The sequence below is a fragment of the Pantoea anthophila genome, from assembly GCF_006494375.1.
Classification (GTDB): domain Bacteria; phylum Pseudomonadota; class Gammaproteobacteria; order Enterobacterales; family Enterobacteriaceae; genus Pantoea; species Pantoea anthophila.
This window is the reverse complement of record NZ_VHIZ01000056.1, coordinates 183,903-202,282: the sequence shown is the minus strand read 5'-3', so window position 1 is coordinate 202,282 and position 18,380 is coordinate 183,903. Positions and strand designations below refer to the sequence as shown.

Here is an 18,380-nt window from a genome sequence, read left to right as displayed (position 1 = left end):
ACTGATTTATCAGACGTTCGCCAGGTCATAATCTGGCTGCGTAAAAGCGTGGTGTGACAGCCACCGGGTTAAAAAAGGCAGCGTCGTGGCGGGCACCATTCGTTTAACCGCATCCATATCCTTTCTTTTTAATGCCGCCCTTACCGCAGAAGCCGATATTGGCAGATTATTTTCATCCGTTATTCTGGCGATCTCAGTCACGTTAATGATGGCGTCTGGCATTATCGCCTCATCTTCGAGCCAGTTATGCATCGCATGGTTATAGTGCGCCGTAACTTTGCAAAAGGGTTCTGTTCCGACAAACCGCTGTGTGATATTTAACGCAGGCGCAATGTAGCGACGGAATAAGATGAGATCGATGGCAGCGAAGACGTCATTCACGATCTGCTTCTCTTTCAGAAAATAACCGGGAAAAGTCCCGCGCGAAATAATATAGCGCGAGCCGGGATGAACCGAGGCATTCGGAATATGCCGTGCCCCCGCCTGGACCATCGCGAAACGTTCCTGAAAGGAGAACGCCGATAAATCCTCTTCGACCACAAAAATATGCAGCCAGTCGCAGGACTGTGCAGCCTGCTCAATGAGATAGCGATGTCCGGAGGTAAACGGATTGGCATTCATGACAATCGCGCCAACGTGATCGGCCTGAACCCGATGATGAGCACGTAGCTTTCTGCAGTAGTGATCGATGCCGACCGGCGTGTTCTCCATCAGCGTGGCGCGGTTATCCAGCGTCACCAGCGGATAGAATCCGCATCCCCGGAAGGCTTTCACCCTCTCTGGCGTAGTCAGGAGAAAGAGCTGATGCTCGCCATTCTGAATAGCCTGCACCTCCGCTTCATGAACGATCTTCAGCCCCAGTGCGGTTCCGCGCCAGCCGCTTTCCACCGCGACGCATTTTAAGGTATTGCCCGCGATGCCTGCACAGGCCACCAGATCCCGTTTGCAGCGCGCCACAACGAACTGCTCAATATCCTCATCCATGCCTAATCCATTCCCTGCCAGAAAAAGGCGGATCTCTTCCCGCAGCGTAACGTGGCGGGTGTCAACCGTTTCGAACGTCAGCGCCTGGTCGCTATACATCGGGTTACTCCTGAAAATACTGTTGAGGGTCACATTCCGTTGTCACTGGCAGAAACTACGACGCCAGCCGCTGATGCTGCGGATCGGACTCCACAATCGTGTTGGTCAGGTGCCCGACATTTTCAATAACCACGTCGACCTGGTCGCCTTCATACATAAAGAGGGGCGGCGTGCGCTTTTTGCCAACGCCACCGGGCGAGCCGGTAATAATAACGTCTCCGGCACTGAGTGAAGTGAAGGTGGTAATGTAGCTAATCAGGTCAGCAATTTTATGGATCATGCTGGCTGTGGAATCATTCTGTACCAGCCTGCCATTCAGCCAGGTCTGAATTGACAAAGCATGCGGATCCGGAATGGCATCCGCCGTCGTCATACAGGGGCCAAAGGCGCCCGTATGCGGCCAGTTTTTACCGGCGGTAAACCAGGCGTGCTGCCAGTCACGCACGGAGCCATCCATATAGCAGCTGTAGCCGGCAACGTGCTGCATCGCCTCACTTACCGCGATATTGCTGCCCGGTTTGCCAATAATCACGGCCAGCTCCCCTTCGTAATCGAACTCGCTGGATAAGGCCGGTTTAACGACCGGCGTTCCATGCCCGGTCTGGGAGTCAGGAAACCGGATAAACAGGGTTGGCGCATCGCTGGTTTCAGCAAACTCCTGACGTTTTTCGGCGTAATTCATGCCGACACAAAAGATTTTTTCGGGTGTTTCAATGACGGGCAGGAAGGTAATCTCACTCACCCTGACGTCGGCAGGGTCATCCTGATATTGCCGGGCAACGTTGATGGCATCCTGCTGCAGTAAGGCTTTCAGATCAGGCCAGGTATGACCGATTCTTTTACCCAGGTCGATAATGCCGTTCTCGGTAAAGATGCCGTAGCTTTTACGGCCGTGATGACTGTAGCTGGTTAGTTTCATAATAGAGCCTGCTTCTTCTGTTCACATCTGTCCGGGTTCACGCCGCCAGAGACGGCGTGAAGGTGTTTACGGGGTTATTTCACGGGCGTGGCGGGCACCAGCTTTTTTTGTTCCCCACCCGCCAGCGACGTGGCCACTACGGCAGCCACGACCAGCAGGGCGATAATGAAAGCGGTCATTCCGTGCCAGCCGGTGCCATGGAAGACAAAGCCGTTGACGAAGCCAATCACTGAGCCGCCCATGTAGTAGAAGAAAAGATAGAGTGCGACCGCCTGCCCCCGCGCATGGGTGGCATTTTTGCTGACCCAGCGCAGACCAATTGCATGACAGCCAAAGAAACAGCCCGTGAAAATAACCGCCCCGACGATAAAGATGGCCACGTTATTCACCAGCGTCAGCAGCATGCCCAGCGCCATCATGGCGAAGAGCATTCTGAGTACCGTCATGCTGCCATATTTTTCGGCAAACCGGCCCGCCTGCGGTGCAGTAAAGAAACTCAGGGCAAAGCTGAAGGAGATCAGACCCGCATTGGCTGGCGTAATATTGAAGGGTTCGCCCTTCAGGAAAAAAGCCAGATAGTTATAGAGTGAGGTAAAGACACCAAAAATAATAAAACTGAGAATAAACACCCTGGAGAGATTTTTATTTTTAAAGTGTGCCGCCGCGCCCTTCACCACACACAATACATTCAGATTTTCAGTCGGCTTAAAATTGCGTGAGGCGGGCAACAGGAAATTAACCAGGATCGCCACGACGATGAGGCTGGCGGCAAATCCATAGAAGATGGTGTTTATAGAAATATGTTCAATCAGCTGACTGGCAATAATACGCCCGGACATGCCACCCATGGAGTTGCCAAACACAAAGTAACCGGTGACAACGCCAGCCACCACCGGCGCCACTTCTTCACTGATATAGGCGGTTGCCGCCGCCGCAATACCACTGAGTGCCAGTCCGATAACGGCGCGCAGAGCAACCAGCAATGCCCACGATTGCGCCAGCGGGCAGAGAAGCGTCAATATCCCACCTGCCAGCAGCGAAACGATGATTAATCGCTTTCTGCCATAATGGTCGGATAACGTTCCGGTAAATAACAGACCGAACGCCAGTAAGGCGGTCTCGGCGGAGAGAATAATACTCACCTGACTGACAGGAACGTCATATTCCACCGCCAGAACCGGCAGCAGTGGCTGAATAAAGAACAGCGAGGCTAATTCGGCCAGCCCGGATAAAGCCAGGGCCAGAATGATGCGAAGGTAAGCACCAGCTTTGACCTCACTCATGGGGTCTGTTTTTTTATCGGTCGTTATAGTCATAACATCCTCAATATTATTTTCAGGGTACAGAAAGCGATAGCTCGCCTGCGCGGCTATTATTTTTATCAGAGGTCAGTAATTAAATAACTGCTGGAATGACAGCATCCGGCACACAGACAACGCCCTCGAAAAGTTTGCGGCATGTCCGGATAACCGCGGCCCGCGTTTTTTCTATTTCATGACTGTCATTGGTTAATGAAACGGAAATTTTCCCGCCGGGATGTTCAATATCGATAATATTGGTGTATGGCATCTTTGGCTGTCCGGCAATTACGCGGTGAGCGACAGAGTTTTCAATGCGCGTTGCGGTTGAAATGCCGATCGACCCGGTAATCGCCAGCGAGCGGTGGCAGGCATGCGGCATAAAGTAACGAACGCTAATCGTCCCTCCCGCCTGGGGTTTGCTCAGCAGGACAGGTTTAGGGATCACTTTGTCAGCGACGTCACCCAGCCCCATTGCCCGGCCAGCCTGACGACGAAGATGCTCCAGGCGCGCCATAAATGCGCGGTCCGCTTCCAGCTCTGCCGGTTTTTCATAGCCCGTTTTTCCCAGCTGAGCCGCATCAATGAGCATCATCGGCATGGCCATATCGATACAGGTCACCTCGACCTCATCGATACGATCGATAACGTTACCGGTAGGCAGTAATTTACCGGTCTTACAGCCGGCCGAATTCAGAAAGGTCAGCCCCAGAGGCGCTGCGGTGCCGGGAACCCCGTCGATGTGTGTGTCGCCTTCATAAGTGACACGCCCGTCAGGCGTCTGCACCTCTGCGTCGACCAGAGTGCCGGTGTTGAGGTTACGAATTCGCACGGTGGTGACGGGACAGGTGGCGCTGACAAGCCCTTTTTCAATCGCAAAAGGCCCGACAGCACAGAGCATATTGCCGCAGTTAGGCGTGGTATCGACCCGTCGCTCGTTGACCATCACCTGAACGAAAAGATAATCGACATCGGCATCCGGGTGCTGTGACGGGCTGACAATCGCCACCTTGCTCGTCTGGGGACTTCCGCCACCAATACCATCAATTTCGAGCTCATGGCCTGCGCCCATCAGCCCCAGCAGCACAGCGTCACGCTCTTCAACATTGGCCGGTAAATCGCTGGCCAGAATCACCGGCCCTTTCGATGTCCCGCCCCGCATCAGTACGCAAGGAATCTTTAGCATGATGTTTTCTCATTTCTGATAGTGATAAGAACAGCATCAAAATTCCACAGCGCCATCGATAACTCTAATGTCAATATTCGCGTCATTAATACTCTTTGCGCATAGATACCCACTGAGTTAGTGTGGTTAAACCTTCATCACAATAAGGCGTGAACGGTCATGCAGCATGAGCTTCAGGGAATACAAGCATTTGTTAAAATTGCAGAAATTGGATGTTTCACAAGAGCCTCGCACTTTCTTCACATTTCACAACCTGCGTTAACACGCAGAATTAAGAAACTGGAGGAGAACCTGGGAACAACGCTATTTGAACGGACGACAAGAAATATCAGGCTTACGGCGGTTGGCAGAGAGTTTTTACCTAAAGCGAAGAATTTAATCGACTTCTATGAAAGCTCGATTCTCAGTATTAAGGAGATGGCAACACATCAGAGCGGAGTGATTACCCTCTCCTGCCTGCCCACGGCGGCGTTCTACTTTCTGCCCTCCGCTATCAGAGATTTTAACAATCTCTATCCCAACATTCGTATCCGGATTCTGGAACACAGTGCCAGCGACTGCCTCGAAGCCGTCTTAAATGGCGACGCAGATTTCGGCATAAATATGATAAACATCACACATCCCAACATCGATTTTAGCCCGCTAGTCAATGAACCCTTTGTTCTCGCCTGCCGGCGCGATCACCCGCTGGCGCAAAAACCACTGGTGACCTGGGAAGATTTGGCGGGTTCAAGACTGATTGGTGTGCGGCGCTCAAGCGGTAACCGATCGCTGATCGACCAGGCGCTGGAGGGCGGAACCTTTAAACCCGACTGGTTTTACGAGGTCAGACATCTCTCAACGTCACTCGGTATGGTGGAGGCGGGCCTGGGTGTCGCGGTGGTGCCGAACCTGGCGATGCCCATGGATGAACACCCTGTTCTTGTCAGCCGTCCGCTGGTTGAACCAGTGATCCGACGCACGCTGGGCCTGGTTCAGCGCAGAGAGACGGGACTCAGTCCGGCGGCGGAAAAGTTCCGGGAACGGCTGTCACAGCTCTGGTCTCAGGAAACCCATAACCCCTGGATTGGTCAATTCACGACATGAATGTCGCCCTCGCCTGTGACGCGCGTGCCGTGGTGCTTGCTAGGCTAGTACAGGCGCGGAGAGTCCTGCTGAAGCGGGCTCTCCGCGCCTGTCTCATTGCATCAGCGCACCGATGCTTTCTGCCGGATAGCGGCATTCAGTCAGGCCAGCGCAAACATGCTTAGTGCGTCGATTTAATCACAAAGGTGACGACGCCAAACACTTCCAGCACATCTTCAGTCTGGATGGCGATGGGCTTAAATTTGGTGTTCATCGGCATCAGTTGCAGGCAGGGATGAAGCTGCAGGCGTTTCACGGTAAATTCCCCGTCGACGGCGGCTACCACGATGTCCCCATGCCCGGCGGTGAGAGAGCTGTCGACCACCAGCATGTCACCATCATTGATGCCCGCCTCTATCATCGATTCGCCGCTGACCCGGACAAAATAGGTGGCGCTGGGGTGCTGTACCATCAGGGTATTCAGATCGATACGCTGTTCAACATAGTCCTGCGCCGGGGAGGGAAATCCGCACGGGACACGTTCGATATAGAGCGGCAAGGCCATTGCGGCGCGTATGTCCGCAGGTTTGATAAATTCCATCATTGTTCTCCTCTTCCGGATTACTGTATATAAATACAGTAATATCGAATCCCCCTTTTAATCAAGCGAAACGAGGTGTTTTTAAGTAAAGCGCCTGACAACCACACACTTTTTTTAATCTTTCTTTCTGGCTGCCGCGATATTAAGCGAAATCAGATGATTTTCTCCGCAGCGATAAAATAACGCTGAGAGCGACTTACATTCATTCTTCTTATAAATTCACCCGCTGACTTTTTAACTTAAGCACAATCGGATCACGCCCGGCGGCCATTTAAACAGGCAACGCAGCTTGATTATTCCGCTTTTTTAAACGGCAACGCGCGACAGCCTTAATGCGGTGACGCTGGCTGAAGGACATTTATCGCAGGCAGAAAAAGAGAATGTTCAGCCACGTGCGCTGAATCATTCCGGGAATGAAAAGAGGTCAGATAAGAGAGTGATCGTGCGCAAAAAACAAGAAGAGCGGAGCGGTCGGGAGAAAGGAAATAAGCAGCGCACAGGCTCTGCCACGCTATTCAGTCTGAGCCGGGGGCGATGAGATAACCCCCTTTCCGGCAGTGCCCGACAGTGACCGTTCGCAGGCTGTGCGGGTCGCTGCCACCGCCCTGTTCTCTTCCGTCTCAGCGGCGGCGGTGGCCTCGCCGTCAGCGTTTAAACCGCGCTGTCGCTCTCCAGCGCATCCTGAATCGCGTCGGCCAGATTGCCAATTTCATTGGCCACTGCCTGCAGATCCCAGGAGGCTTTAGAGCCGGTAGCCGAGGTCGAGGCGCTGACGGACTCTTTTGCCACTGACAGGGCAGCCGCCACGGCGACCGAACGTTTGTGTTGCTCCTGAGTGATGCCCGCAGGCGGTATCGCGAAATAGTCGTGAACCATGATCGTTTCCTTGTGATGAATTAGGGGTCAACCTTAGTCTTCTGCCTCCGGCGTGTGAAGTGAATTATGCGTCCTGGCCGGCCGGACGGTCAGGATTCCAGCAGCCGCGTTGCACGCTGATCCTGTGCACCGCAGAAACCTGTACAGGTTGTACAGGTTTCTGGAGAAAAACGGCGTAAAAAAGGCAGTTGTAACGTTTTTACCGGGTGGCCGCAAAATAAACGGGTGCCTTGCCCTTCCCGCAACGCTGGCCGGGATAACAAATTAACTATTTGTATTTAATCATATAAAATAAATAACTCTGCCATTTTGCCGGAAAACTCAACCCGCCAACACCTCCGACCAGTACACTTTTATCAGATTTCATTGTACAAGTTTCTCATTCTTGTATAACTTTACTGCGTGACGATAAATCACTTGTAACGAAGGGTGCTTTGCACCGCATCTGAAGGTGTTGTGGATTTCCACCTTCAGATGCAATTTTTTTTTGCGTCTGCCGGTCACCGGATCTGAATCGACGCATCAACCCCCAATTTCTTATGAGGCCTGACATGCAACCTACGATGAATACAGAGTCTCAGATTTCTGATTACTTCATGAACTCTGGCAAGACACTGACGACTGAAAAACAGGTTATCGCGGCTGTCCATGCTGAACTCGCCCGTGCTAAAGCCCACGTTTCCGATAAAGATGTCGTGCTGGGCCTGATTAACCGCCTGGAGAGTGAGCGTGACGTGGTTAAACAGGACGTTTACCGTCAGGCTCTCGAACATGTTCTGCAGCGTGCGCCGGCAGCCAGCGCCAGCTAAAAAACCTGTGTCTGTTACGATGGAACGCGAATTAGCATGGATGCGTTTCCTGTCCGGAATCTGCCCCTGATAAGGGGCTTTTTTTTGTCCTGCAAACCCCTTTCTGGCCCCTCTTTTCCTCCCTCTCTTACAGCCAGATATCGTGCCAGATTTAACCATTTTTGCCGCTTATTTCACCATCAATTGCGGTTAATTGCTCTCGGTTCGCTTTATTTATCCGATATCTGTGTCCAGGCTTTTTCTGCATCTCCTGCAAACACAGACGAGGAAAATAATCATGTTTCATCATTCATCAAAACTTCAATTTCCGGTTCGTGTAGAGAAACCCGATCCAGAGTTTGCCATGCTGTTACAGCAGGCCATCGGCGGCGTCGAAGGTGAAATTCGTGTAGCGATGCAATACTTTTTCCAGGCAATGGGCGCACGCGGTGATGTGCGGATTCGCGATCTGCTGATCTCAACCGCCACCGAAGAGCTGAGCCATATCGAAATGCTGGGCTACGCCGTGGCGCTTAATCTGGAAGGTGCCCCCCTCTCTTACCAGGAAGCCTCCGCGAAAGATCCGGTGGTTAATGCGATTCTGGGTGGCATGAACCCGCGCCATATTCTCTCTTCCGGCCTGGCCGCAATGCCGGTGAACGCCAACGGGATGCCGTTCGACATGAGCCACATTTACGCCTCCGGTAACGTCGCGGCGGATATGCTGGCCAACGTCACCGCAGAGGCCACCGGTCGCGTGCTGGCTACCCGTCTCTACAACATGACCGAAGATAAAGGCATGAAGGATTTCCTCTCGTTCCTGATCGCCAGGGACACCATGCACCAGCAGCAGTGGCTGGCGGTGATTGAGGAGATGGGCGGACTGAACGCCTCGCTGCCGATCCCGAACAGCTTCCCGCAGGAAAATGAGGCGCAGGAACACTCCTACTACTGCCTGAACACCTCACTGGATAAACCGCTGCCGGAAGGCCGCTGGAGCAGCGGTCCGGCTTACGATGGTCAGGGTCAGTTCAGCGCGAAACAGCAGCCCGATATTCTGGGTGACGAACCGCTTCTCGGTAACGCCCGCCCGGGTTCCGGTGCCCAGGCAGAGCAGATTGACGGTATCACGCCGCCGAAACCTTAATCACTCATGCTGCACGCCTGTCGGGGAGTGACGCCCTGACAGGTTTCGCCCCTTTTACTGGAGGAACATCCATGTCATCCACTCAGCGTCCACAGCCGCCTTTCGCCGAACAGCAGCAGACGTGGCCAGGCAGCACTGCCGCGATGCAGCCGCAGCCCGATCATGGCGAAGAGAGCTATCAGGGATCAGGCCGCCTGACGGGTAAAAAAGCCATTATTACCGGTGGCGACTCCGGAATTGGCCGGGCTGTCGCCATTGCGTTTGCCCGCGAAGGTGCCGATGTGCTGATCTCCTACCTCGATGAACATGAAGATGCGCAGGATACGGCCCGGCTGGTGGAGGCCGCCGGTCGCAAAGCCGTGCTGATGCCCGGCGATATTACCGAGGCGTCTCACTGTAATGCGCTGGTCGATCGGGCCGTAGAGGCGTTCGGGGAGGTTAACATCCTGGTCAACAACGCCGCCTTTCAGATGACGCGTATGTCGCTGGATGAGATCAGCGATGAAGAGTTTGACCGCACCATGAAAACCAACCTCTACGCGATGTTTTACCTGACCAAAGCCGCCACCCGGCATATGCCGGCGGGCGGGTCGATCATCAACACCGCCTCAATCAATGCCGATCAGCCAAAACCGAAGCTGCTCGCCTATTCGGCCACTAAAGCCGCCATCGTCAACTTCTCCGGCGGACTGGCCGCTCTGCTGGCTGAAAAAGGTATCCGCGCCAATGCGGTCGCGCCCGGCCCTATCTGGACGCCGCTGATCCCCTCAACCATGCCGGTTGAACAGGTGAAAAACTTTGGCAGCGAGGTGCCGCTGCAGCGGGCCGGTCAGCCTGCTGAGCTGGCACCCACCTATGTGATGCTGGCCAGTGACGAAGGCAGCTACATTTCAGGGGCAACCATCGCCGTCACCGGCGGCGTGGCGATTATTTAACAGGACGATTCCCTGGCACACTCTGCCAGGGGATCGGCTATCCGCTGCTGCGCTATCGCCCAGGCGTAGAGCGGTTCCCGCGCCAGATTCTTCATTTTCACTTCGCACATAATGTCGAAATCCTGAAACGACAGCGCCCATCCATTCAGCGTCGGGTTAAAGAAGTAGTCAGAGTGCGCCCGCAGTTTGCTTTTGCTCACCCCCAGCGCAGCCTGATCGGGCCAGCCCTGCGGCGGAATGATCCCCTCCTGCGAAATCGAGTAGTGCAGCACCGGACGCACGCCGCGCCAGGAGTCGATGACGCGGGCAACACGCGGATCGTCTGGCTGAATAAACTCACTCTCTTTTACCCAGTGATGGTGAATATCCAGCACCACCGGACAGAGCGGTGCCGCCTGCAGCACGTCATCCAGTGAACAGGAGATCTCATCATTCTCCACCGTCAGCATCCGTTGCGCTTCCGGGCTGAGCTGCTTAAAGGCGCGTTTAAATCCGTCGAACCCCGCCTTGCCATTCATATGGATGTTGATTTTGAAATCCTGAAACTGTTTGCCGTAGCCCATCAGCGTGGCGCAGAGCGTGTGATACTCCACATCCTCCAGCGCGCGCGTCACCACATCGGGATTATCGGAGGCCAGCACGGTGTATTGGCCCGGATGGAAGGAGAGCCGGATATCGTTTGCCCGCGCCAGTTCACCACAGCGGGCAAACAGCGGATGGAGTTCGGGCAGAAACGCCGCAAACAGCGGCGTGGCTTCGGGCACGGTGTAAAGCGGCAGCAGATCGCTGCCGATACGCATCATCCGGAGAGGCGCGGGTAAGGTAGCCAGTTGCTCCAGCGTCTGATAAAGATGATTCAGATTGGTCACGCTGATCTCATGGAGCAGCTGATAACGTTCATCATGCGATAAACTCAGAAACCGTTTACGGGTGGTGGCGCGAAACGGAAAAAATTGTTTGCCATCACTGTTGAGATACTTACATGCAAAGCCTAATTTCATGACTGCTCCTGATTGATGCTTATCAGAAGTGTAACAGGCCTCTGGCGACCAGCCAGTCGCGGGGGCGCAGAGGCAGGCTATAGAGTGACAGGGAGAAACGCTATGCAGGGCCATGAAATCCAGCGCATCGCCATCGACGCAGCGGAGCGGCTGCCCGCCGCAGAATGCAGCTATCCGTTCGGGCCGAAACATCAGGTATATAAAGTGTGTGGAAAAGTGTTTTTGCTGCTGACCGAACTGCGCGGTGTGCCCATCATCACGCTGAAATGTGAGCCGCAGCAGGCGGAGCTGCACCGGGTCATCTACCCCTCTGTTACCCCCGGCTATCACATGAATAAGCGCCACTGGATCACAGTCTCGCCCGGTGACGGCCTCTCGCCCGGCCTGATTCAGCAACTGGTGGAGGAGGCTTATCGCCGCGTCGTGAAGGGTATCCCCGCTTCGCGCCGCCCGGTCTGGGTGGGCTGACAGCGCGGCCACGGGTCAGGAGAAGGACGGCGGACAGGAGCCCGCCCCGCCGTCACCCGTGAGCCATCTTACCCCGCACTTAGTGGTGCAGCATCTCCTCCACCACCTCAGCATTCATCATCTGGTAGGGATAATAGGTCGGCCAGTTCTCCATCTCCGCCAGCAGCGCCTGCTGAGAGTCGTTGCCCGTGAAGATATGGAAATGGGCAGACTTACGCGGTCCAATCGTATGATCGCTGAACTGCACATATTTTGGCGCGCGGCTGTTCGCGTCTTCACAGGTAAAGAGGTAGCGCACCCCTTTTTTGCCGGAGCTGTAGGTCAGGATTTTATAGCCGTCATAGCGGTAGTGACAGGCGCTGACCTGGTCGCCCACGTGGAACTCCATGACGCCATTTTCAATACCGATGGTATCGACGCGGGTGGCATACCCTTTGCGATAATATTCTTTATATTCTGCGGCCGTTTTATGGGGATCCTGCTGCGCTTTCTTCTGCCAGACCGGGTCCAGCTCGCCACTCTGCAGCAGCGGATAGACCGACTGCCACAGCCCATCCCAGTCAGAAAGCGAACGATCTTTCACGTCGCTGTCAGCAAAGACCCCTTCTGCGGCTTTCTGCTCCTGCGCTGACAGCGGTTTGCCATGTGCGTGACTGCCGTGTGCCTGCACCTGCTGCGTGATTAACAGCGCCGCCACGATCCCTATCCATTTACCTGCATGATTCACCACAACCTGACCCTCAGTAAAAGTTACAAAATGAAATGTTATGATATAACATTTCCATATTCAACCCGTTTGCCGCTTTATCAACATTAAATCTGTTTATGGTTATCTCCCCGGTTCAGCGCCTCAGCGGGGAGAGATGGCAGGTCAGGCTGGCGGAGGGAAAACAGAGCGGATGGCCTGGCGGGCGGGCACTGACCCGCCGATAAGCCAGACGGCACAGAGGGTGAATAAGCGAAGCGACAAGGCGTACCCGCAGATAAGCGTACGTTTTCAGCCGGACGAAAAAGAGGCAGCCATCCGGATTAAATGCCCCGTTTACCCTCAGCATTGTTCAGGTTGTTCTATATTTAGTGTCGTCGAAAATAAAACAACAGCCGGAGCATGGATTAATGTCGAAAGAAACTGAGAAGAAACCCCTGAGCCACCGTGCGCCCACTACCGGACCAGAGTCGTCAGAGCCGGGTCTGGGTTCGCTGGCACCGAAAGATGGTTCGCATCAGCCACCCGCCGAACCCACTCCGCCAGGCAAGCAGCCTACTGCCCCAGGCAGCCTGAAAGCGCCACAGACCCACAACGCCAAACTCGACCAGCTTGAAGCCAGCCGTAAAAACGGCACGAACCAGCCGCTGACCACCAATCAGGGCACCCGCATCGCCAACGACCAGAACTCCCTGCGAGCCGGTACGCGCGGTCCGACCCTGCTGGAAGACTTCATCCTGCGTGAGAAGATCACGCACTTTGACCATGAGCGTATTCCTGAGCGTATCGTGCATGCACGCGGCTCAGCGGCACACGGCTACTTTCAGCCTTACCGCTCACTGAAAGATCTGACCAAAGCTCAGTTCCTCAGCGATCCGAATCAGACCACCCCGGTTTTCGTGCGTTTCTCCACCGTACAGGGGGGTGCTGGCTCTGCCGATACCGTGCGTGATATCCGCGGTTTCGCCGCCAAGTTTTATACCGAAGAAGGCGTGTTTGACCTGGTCGGTAACAACACCCCGGTGTTCTTTATTCAGGATGCGCATAAATTCCCTGACTTTGTGCACGCCGTTAAGCCGGAGCCGCACAATGAAATCCCGCAGGGCCAGAGCGCCCATGACACCTTCTGGGATTATGTCTCCCTGCAGCCGGAAACCATGCACAACGTCATCTGGGCGATGTCCGATCGCGGCATTCCGCGCAGCTATCGCACCATGGAAGGCTTCGGGATCCACACCTTCCGCCTGATTAACGCCGAAGGCAAAGCGACCTTTGTCCGCTTCCACTGGAAGCCGGTGGCCGGTAAAGCCTCACTGCTGTGGGATGAGTCGCAGAAACTGACCGGCCGCGATCCGGACTTCCACCGCCGCGATCTGTGGGAAGCCATTGAAGCGGGCGATTTCCCGGAATATGAACTGGGCCTGCAGCTGATCCCGGAAGAGGATGAGTTCAAATTTGACTTCGACATTCTCGATGCCACCAAACTGATCCCGGAAGCGCTGGTGCCGGTTGAAATTGTCGGCAAAATGGTGCTGAACCGTAACCCGGACAACTTCTTTGCCGAAACCGAGCAGGTGGCATTCCATCCGGGTCATATCGTGCCGGGGCTCGATTTCTCCAACGATCCGCTGCTGCAGGGTCGCCTGTTCTCCTATACCGACACGCAGATCAGTCGTCTGGGCGGCCCGAACTTCCACGAGATCCCGATTAACCGTCCGACCTGCCCTTACCATAACTTCCAGCGTCAGGGGATGCATCGTCAGGACATCGACACCAACCCGGCTAACTACGAGCCGAACTCGATCAACGACAACTGGCCGCGTGAAACCCCACCGGCGGCGAAAGGCGGCGGTTTCGAGAGCTATCAGGAGCGGATAGAAGGCCACAAGGTGCGCGAGCGCAGCCCCTCCTTCGGCGAATACTATGCCCAGCCGCGCCTGTTCTGGCAGAGCCAGACCGAGGTTGAGCAGCAGCACATCATCGGTGCCTATTCGTTTGAGCTGAGCAAAGTAGGACGTGCCTATATTCGTGAGCGCGTGGTGGATCATCTGGCGCGCATCGATACCAAACTGGCGCAGGGTGTGGCCGATAATCTGGGCATCGCCCTGACCGACGAGCAGCGCAATATCCAGCCGCCGGCACCGGTCAACGGCCTGACCAAAGATGACAGCCTGAGCCTCTATGCCGTGCCGGATGGCGAGATCAAAGGCCGTCAGGTTGCACTGCTGCTGAGCGACGGCGTGAAAGCGGACGGTGTGCTGGCGATCCTGCAGGCGCTGAAAGCGGAAGGTGTGCACGCCAAACTTCTGGCGCCGCACATGGGCCAGGTGCGTGCCGACGATGGTTCCGTACTGCCGATCGACGCCACCTTCGCCGGTCTGCCTTCGCTGACCTTTGATGCGGTGATCGTACCGGATGGCAACATCGATGCGCTGCTGTTAAGTGGCGATGCCCGCTACTTCCTGCTGGAAGCCTACAAGCACCTCAAGGTCATTGGCCTGGTGGGCGACGCGCGCCGCTTCAAAGCGCAGTTCGGTCTGGGTGATGGCGATCAGGAAGAAGGCATCGTGCAGGGTGACTCGGCGGAAAGCGCCCTGACCTCTGAATTTACGCAGGCGATGAAAGCGCACCGCGTCTGGACCCGCAGCCAGAAGGCGCAGTCTGTTCCGGCCTGATGCGTTAAGTGAATAAAAAAACCGCCCCCCGGGCGGTTTTTTTTATGGCGGAGAAAGCGGAACCCTGACGTAAAAGGCGTTCCCGTCAGAAGCTCTGCCAGTTGTCGTTGTCTGCCACGGCGACAGGCTGACGCTGTGGCGCGGCGATCGCCTTCGCGACCGGTGCGGCTGAAAACGCGGCGTGCAGCGTGCCGGTTTTGAAAACCGCGACCGTTTTACGCAGGTAACTTGCCTGCTCCTCCAGCGAGGCGGCGGCACTGGCAGACTCCTCCACCAGCGCGGCGTTCTGCTGCGTAACGCCATCCATCTCTGAAACGGCGATGCAGACCTGCTCAATGCCACGGGTCTGTTCGGTCGAGGAGGCGGCGATCTCTTCGATCAGCTGCGTGACCCGGCTTACCGATGTCACGATGCTCTCCATCGCGCTGCCCGCCTGCGCGGCGTAACCGGCACCGGTTCTGATCCGCTCAGCAGAGCGGTCAATCAGGCCGCGGATCTCCTGCGCGGCCGTGGCGCTGCGGCCAGCCAGCGATCGCACTTCACCCGCCACCACCGCAAATCCCCGGCCCTGCTCCCCGGCGCGCGCCGCCTCAACGGCCGCATTCAGCGCCAGAATGTTGGTCTGAAACGCGATGCTGTCGATAATAGCGATAATCCCGGCGATCTGACCGGAGCTTTCGCTGATCTGATCCATGTTGGCGATGACCCGGGCCACCGTCTCGCCGCCCTGCACCGCCGTGGTTGACGCCTCTTTTGACACCGTGGTCGCCTGGCGGGCGTTGTCGGCGTTGAGTTTCACCGTCGAGGTGAGCTGCTCCATGCTGGCCGCGGTCTGCTCCAGCGCGGCGGCCTGCTGTTCGGTGCGGGAGGAGAGATCGCTGCTGCCCGCGGAGATCTCCGCCGCACCGGTGAAGATTGAACGGGTAGCGTCATCAACCGAGGTGATGGTCACCACCAGCGCATCGCGCATCTGCTGCAGCTCCTGAACCAGCAGCCCCATCTCATTGCGCCCTTCCTGCTGAATCGCGGAGGTTAAATCACCGCCCGAGATGGCACGCATGTAACCGGTCAGCCTGCCGAGCGGGCCGACCAGCAGTTTTTGCAGCCCGACCCAGACCGCTGCGGCCACCACAACGGTAATCAGACCGATGATCAGCAGCGTCCAGAGTGCATCCGTCAGGCTGCGCTGATTATGCTCGGAGGTCGCTTTCATCAGCTGGATGTTCAGCGCACGCCAGGCCTGATAGGCGCTGTCGAGCTGATCCTGGGCGGCCTGCGCCTCCAGGTTGCCGTAAGCCGGATAGTTGCCCTGCTTCAGAAAGGTGATGGAGGCGAGCATGGTTTCACGCATCTGCTGATAGGCCGCCTTCACCTGCGTCGCCTGCGCGTCGCTCTGTTTCTCCTGCTGCGTCAGCCCCTGCCAGGTCGTGAAGTCGGCGTCGGCCGCCGCCGCAGACTGCCCCGCCTGCTCCAGCAGCGTCGCCATCGCCGCCAGCGATTTCGGGTCCTGCTGATTCTTCAGGAAACGGATCGCCACGCGGTTGATGGTGACGCGGGTTTTGATCAGGGTTTTCACAGCATCGCTCAGGTGCTGCTGCTGCAGCGTCAGCTGCTCAGCGGCCACGAAGTTTTTATCGGCCTTTGCCATGCCGTTGTAGAACAGGAAACCGGTCAGGGTGAGTAAAATGATGAAGACGGCCAGCACCGCCAGAATACCGTGCGTTATTTTAAGATTTTTTATCATGTGAGCAGGCTCATATCAGAGGAGATAGTAGCGTTATCGGCCAGCGCCACGTTTATCTGAGTGCCTGATGGAAAAGCTTTTTCACGGCGTGATGCCAGGCACACTCAGCCGGACAAAAAAAGCGCCGCGAAGGCCTCTGAGCGCATTCGCCGCTTAACATCCGCCCCTCTGCTGTGGTTGAATTCGCCCCTTACATTTTTTGCACGTGGTTATCATGCATTACATACAGAGTCTGATGCGTTTTATTGAGGGAAACAGCGTGTTGTCGGCCAGCTTCAGCCTGCTGCTGCTGATTATGGCCGGGATGGTCACACACCTGATCTGCAAATTCTTCATCGTCAAAGTGGTCAGGAAAGTCTTCTTCAGCAGCCACAAACAGGGCGTGCCGCTGGACAAAGATGTGCGCCTCTCGCAGAAGCTCTCCAATTTTGTGCCGGTCATTGTTGTCTACAATTTCCTGCAGTTCATGCCCGGCCTGCCGGAGCATCTGAAGATCGCCGTGCAGACCATCTGCGGCATCCTGTTCTTTATCTATCTGTCGATCTTCTTCAACGAAGTGCTGGAGATCGTTAACAGCTCCTATTCGCGCAAATCGAAGCGCAAGAATCACTCGATTAAAGGCTACATCCAGATCGGTAAAATCCTGGTGCACATTATTGCCGCGATCATGATTCTGGCGATCATGTCCAACAAGTCACCGGCGATCATCATCTCCTCGCTGGGTGCGGTGGCCGCCGTGCTGATGCTGATCTTTCAGCATACGCTGCTGTCGCTGGTGGCCAATATTCAGCTCTCCTCCAACGACGTGCTGCAGCTGGGCGACTGGATTGAGATGCCGGATAACAATATCAGTGGTGAGGTGATCGATATTGCGCTGCACACCATCACCATCCGCAACTGGGACAACACCATTTCGCGCATCCCGACCAAGAACTTCCTGACCGAGACCTACACGAACTGGCAGGCGATGTTCTCCTCCGGTGCGCGCCGTATCATGCGCAGCTTTTATCTGGATCAGAAGTCGATCACCTTTGTGAATCAGGAGATGTTGCAGTCGATGAGCCAGATCCGCATCGCCAGCGAAGCGATTACCGGGCTGCTGGACGGGCGCGACATCAGCGCTGTGGGCGACCGCTGGTTTATGGAGAACGGCATTACCAATCTGATGGTATTTCGTAAGTTCCTGACCGCCTGGCTCGCCCAGCGTCACGATATTCAGAAAGAGATGTATATCGTGGTGCGGCCGCTGAAACCGTCACCGGATGGGTTACCGGTGGAGATCTACTGCTTCACCTCCTCCATTCTGTGGGTGGACTATGAGAATACCCAGGCGGAAATTTTTGAGTTTATCTATTCGATGGCCCGTCTGTTTGAACTGCAGATCTATCAGCATCCGGCGGGGGCCGATTTCGCCCGGCTGGCTCAGCCGCACCCCGGGAGCCGGGACGCGCAGCAGAGCAGCGAACAGTAACCCCCCACGCGCGGCGGCCCCTGCTGCCGCGCGGTTCAGCTTTTACTCAGCGCATAGTTCAGCACTCTGTCATTTTTCATCTGCACGGTCAGCGTCTGCCCCTCGGTGGTATTCAGGGTGCGCGCCTCACTGTAGGTCCATTTCAGCAGCCGCTGCCCGTCCGGGTAGGGCGTTTCACTGTCGGGCTGGCCGAACAGGGCGATCAGCTGGGCTTTGGTGGTCTGACCGGCATGAATCTGCTGCAGATGCGAATTGTCCAGCCGGTGTCCGACCCGGTTAGAGCAGGCAGAAAGCAGCAGCAACACGGCTAACAGGGCGTTTTTCCTCACATCCTCTCCTTAAACATTCAGCGTCACGGGCGAGCCTGTCCGGACGTGCCTGAGCTTATAGCGAATCCGCCCCCTGCGTCAGCCTTTT

The 18,380-nt window shown here is 55.8% G+C and carries 17 protein-coding genes; 7 read left to right on the top strand and 10 right to left on the bottom strand.

Features of this window, described 5'->3' with window-relative positions; genetic code table 11:
- Positions 1-9: 9 nt before the first annotated feature.
- From citC to FJW00_RS18225, 4 genes are all read right to left on the bottom strand, one after another.
- Positions 10-1,083: a [citrate (pro-3S)-lyase] ligase gene (citC, locus tag FJW00_RS18240; RefSeq protein WP_140925241.1), complete on the bottom strand. Its 1,074-nt coding sequence runs from the start codon at positions 1,081-1,083 to the stop codon at positions 10-12.
- Positions 1,084-1,138: 55 nt separating this feature from the next.
- On the bottom strand, positions 1,139-2,002 hold the full coding sequence (locus FJW00_RS18235) for a fumarylacetoacetate hydrolase family protein (protein WP_140925239.1): 864 nt from the start codon (positions 2,000-2,002) through the stop codon (positions 1,139-1,141).
- 74 nt (positions 2,003-2,076) lie between these two features.
- Positions 2,077-3,318: an MFS transporter gene (locus tag FJW00_RS18230; protein WP_140925237.1), complete on the bottom strand. Its 1,242-nt coding sequence runs from the start codon at positions 3,316-3,318 to the stop codon at positions 2,077-2,079.
- Between the two features lie 79 nt (positions 3,319-3,397).
- A complete protein-coding gene (locus FJW00_RS18225; protein WP_140925235.1) occupies positions 3,398-4,486 on the bottom strand; it encodes a 4-oxalomesaconate tautomerase in 1,089 nt (362 codons plus the stop codon).
- Between the two features lie 159 nt (positions 4,487-4,645).
- Here FJW00_RS18225 and FJW00_RS18220 point away from each other — a divergent pair, with 159 nt between their 5' ends.
- Positions 4,646-5,572: a LysR family transcriptional regulator gene (locus FJW00_RS18220; protein ID WP_033736264.1), complete on the top strand. Its 927-nt coding sequence runs from the start codon at positions 4,646-4,648 to the stop codon at positions 5,570-5,572.
- A 160-nt stretch (positions 5,573-5,732) separates the two neighbouring features.
- Here the strand turns inward: FJW00_RS18220 and umuD are convergent, their stop codons facing one another.
- Positions 5,733-6,152, bottom strand: coding sequence for a translesion error-prone DNA polymerase V autoproteolytic subunit (gene umuD, locus FJW00_RS18215; RefSeq protein ID WP_009090412.1), 420 nt, complete (start codon positions 6,150-6,152; stop codon positions 5,733-5,735).
- A 651-nt stretch (positions 6,153-6,803) separates the two neighbouring features.
- On the bottom strand, positions 6,804-7,028 hold the full coding sequence (locus tag FJW00_RS18210) for a hypothetical protein (RefSeq protein ID WP_009090413.1): 225 nt from the start codon (positions 7,026-7,028) through the stop codon (positions 6,804-6,806).
- 551 nt (positions 7,029-7,579) lie between these two features.
- On the opposite strand from FJW00_RS18210, the gene FJW00_RS18205 reads away from it, so the two are divergent.
- From FJW00_RS18205 to FJW00_RS18195, 3 genes are all read left to right on the top strand, one after another.
- Entirely contained in the window at positions 7,580-7,837 is a 258-nt protein-coding gene (locus FJW00_RS18205) for a biofilm development regulator YmgB/AriR family protein (protein ID WP_033736266.1), read from the top strand.
- Between the two features lie 277 nt (positions 7,838-8,114).
- Positions 8,115-8,963 (top strand): manganese catalase family protein, encoded by an 849-nt coding sequence (locus FJW00_RS18200; RefSeq protein WP_009090415.1) that lies wholly within the window; start codon positions 8,115-8,117, stop codon positions 8,961-8,963.
- 71 nt (positions 8,964-9,034) lie between these two features.
- Positions 9,035-9,898: an SDR family oxidoreductase gene (locus FJW00_RS18195; RefSeq protein ID WP_058956549.1), complete on the top strand. Its 864-nt coding sequence runs from the start codon at positions 9,035-9,037 to the stop codon at positions 9,896-9,898.
- Here FJW00_RS18195 and FJW00_RS18190 read toward each other — a convergent pair.
- Complete coding sequence (locus FJW00_RS18190) at positions 9,895-10,899, bottom strand: apurinic/apyrimidinic endonuclease family protein (protein WP_140925233.1); 1,005 nt, start codon at positions 10,897-10,899, stop codon at positions 9,895-9,897. The two genes, FJW00_RS18195 and FJW00_RS18190, sit on opposite strands and share 4 nt — an antisense overlap.
- A gap of 102 nt (positions 10,900-11,001) precedes the next feature.
- Between FJW00_RS18190 and FJW00_RS18185 the strand changes: the two genes are divergently transcribed.
- A complete protein-coding gene (locus FJW00_RS18185) occupies positions 11,002-11,367 on the top strand; it encodes an MmcQ/YjbR family DNA-binding protein (protein ID WP_140925230.1) in 366 nt (121 codons plus the stop codon).
- Between the two features lie 79 nt (positions 11,368-11,446).
- Here the strand turns inward: FJW00_RS18185 and zinT are convergent, their stop codons facing one another.
- Positions 11,447-12,097, bottom strand: coding sequence for a metal-binding protein ZinT (zinT, locus tag FJW00_RS18180; RefSeq protein ID WP_373682549.1), 651 nt, complete (start codon positions 12,095-12,097; stop codon positions 11,447-11,449).
- 386 nt (positions 12,098-12,483) lie between these two features.
- Here zinT and katE point away from each other — a divergent pair, with 386 nt between their 5' ends.
- Entirely contained in the window at positions 12,484-14,748 is a 2,265-nt protein-coding gene (gene katE / locus FJW00_RS18175; RefSeq protein WP_140925228.1) for a catalase HPII, read from the top strand.
- Positions 14,749-14,833: 85 nt separating this feature from the next.
- Here the strand turns inward: katE and FJW00_RS18170 are convergent, their stop codons facing one another.
- Positions 14,834-16,492, bottom strand: coding sequence for a methyl-accepting chemotaxis protein (locus FJW00_RS18170; RefSeq protein ID WP_140925226.1), 1,659 nt, complete (start codon positions 16,490-16,492; stop codon positions 14,834-14,836).
- Between the two features lie 214 nt (positions 16,493-16,706).
- Here FJW00_RS18170 and FJW00_RS18165 point away from each other — a divergent pair, with 214 nt between their 5' ends.
- Positions 16,707-17,963: a mechanosensitive ion channel family protein gene (locus tag FJW00_RS18165; RefSeq protein ID WP_140925224.1), complete on the top strand. Its 1,257-nt coding sequence runs from the start codon at positions 16,707-16,709 to the stop codon at positions 17,961-17,963.
- 35 nt (positions 17,964-17,998) lie between these two features.
- On the opposite strand, the gene FJW00_RS18160 is transcribed toward FJW00_RS18165, so the two are convergent.
- The gene (locus FJW00_RS18160) at positions 17,999-18,292 is read right to left on the bottom strand and encodes a hypothetical protein (RefSeq protein ID WP_009090426.1); all 294 of its coding nucleotides are present in this window, start codon (positions 18,290-18,292) and stop codon (positions 17,999-18,001) included.
- Between the last annotated feature and the right edge of the window lie 88 nt (positions 18,293-18,380).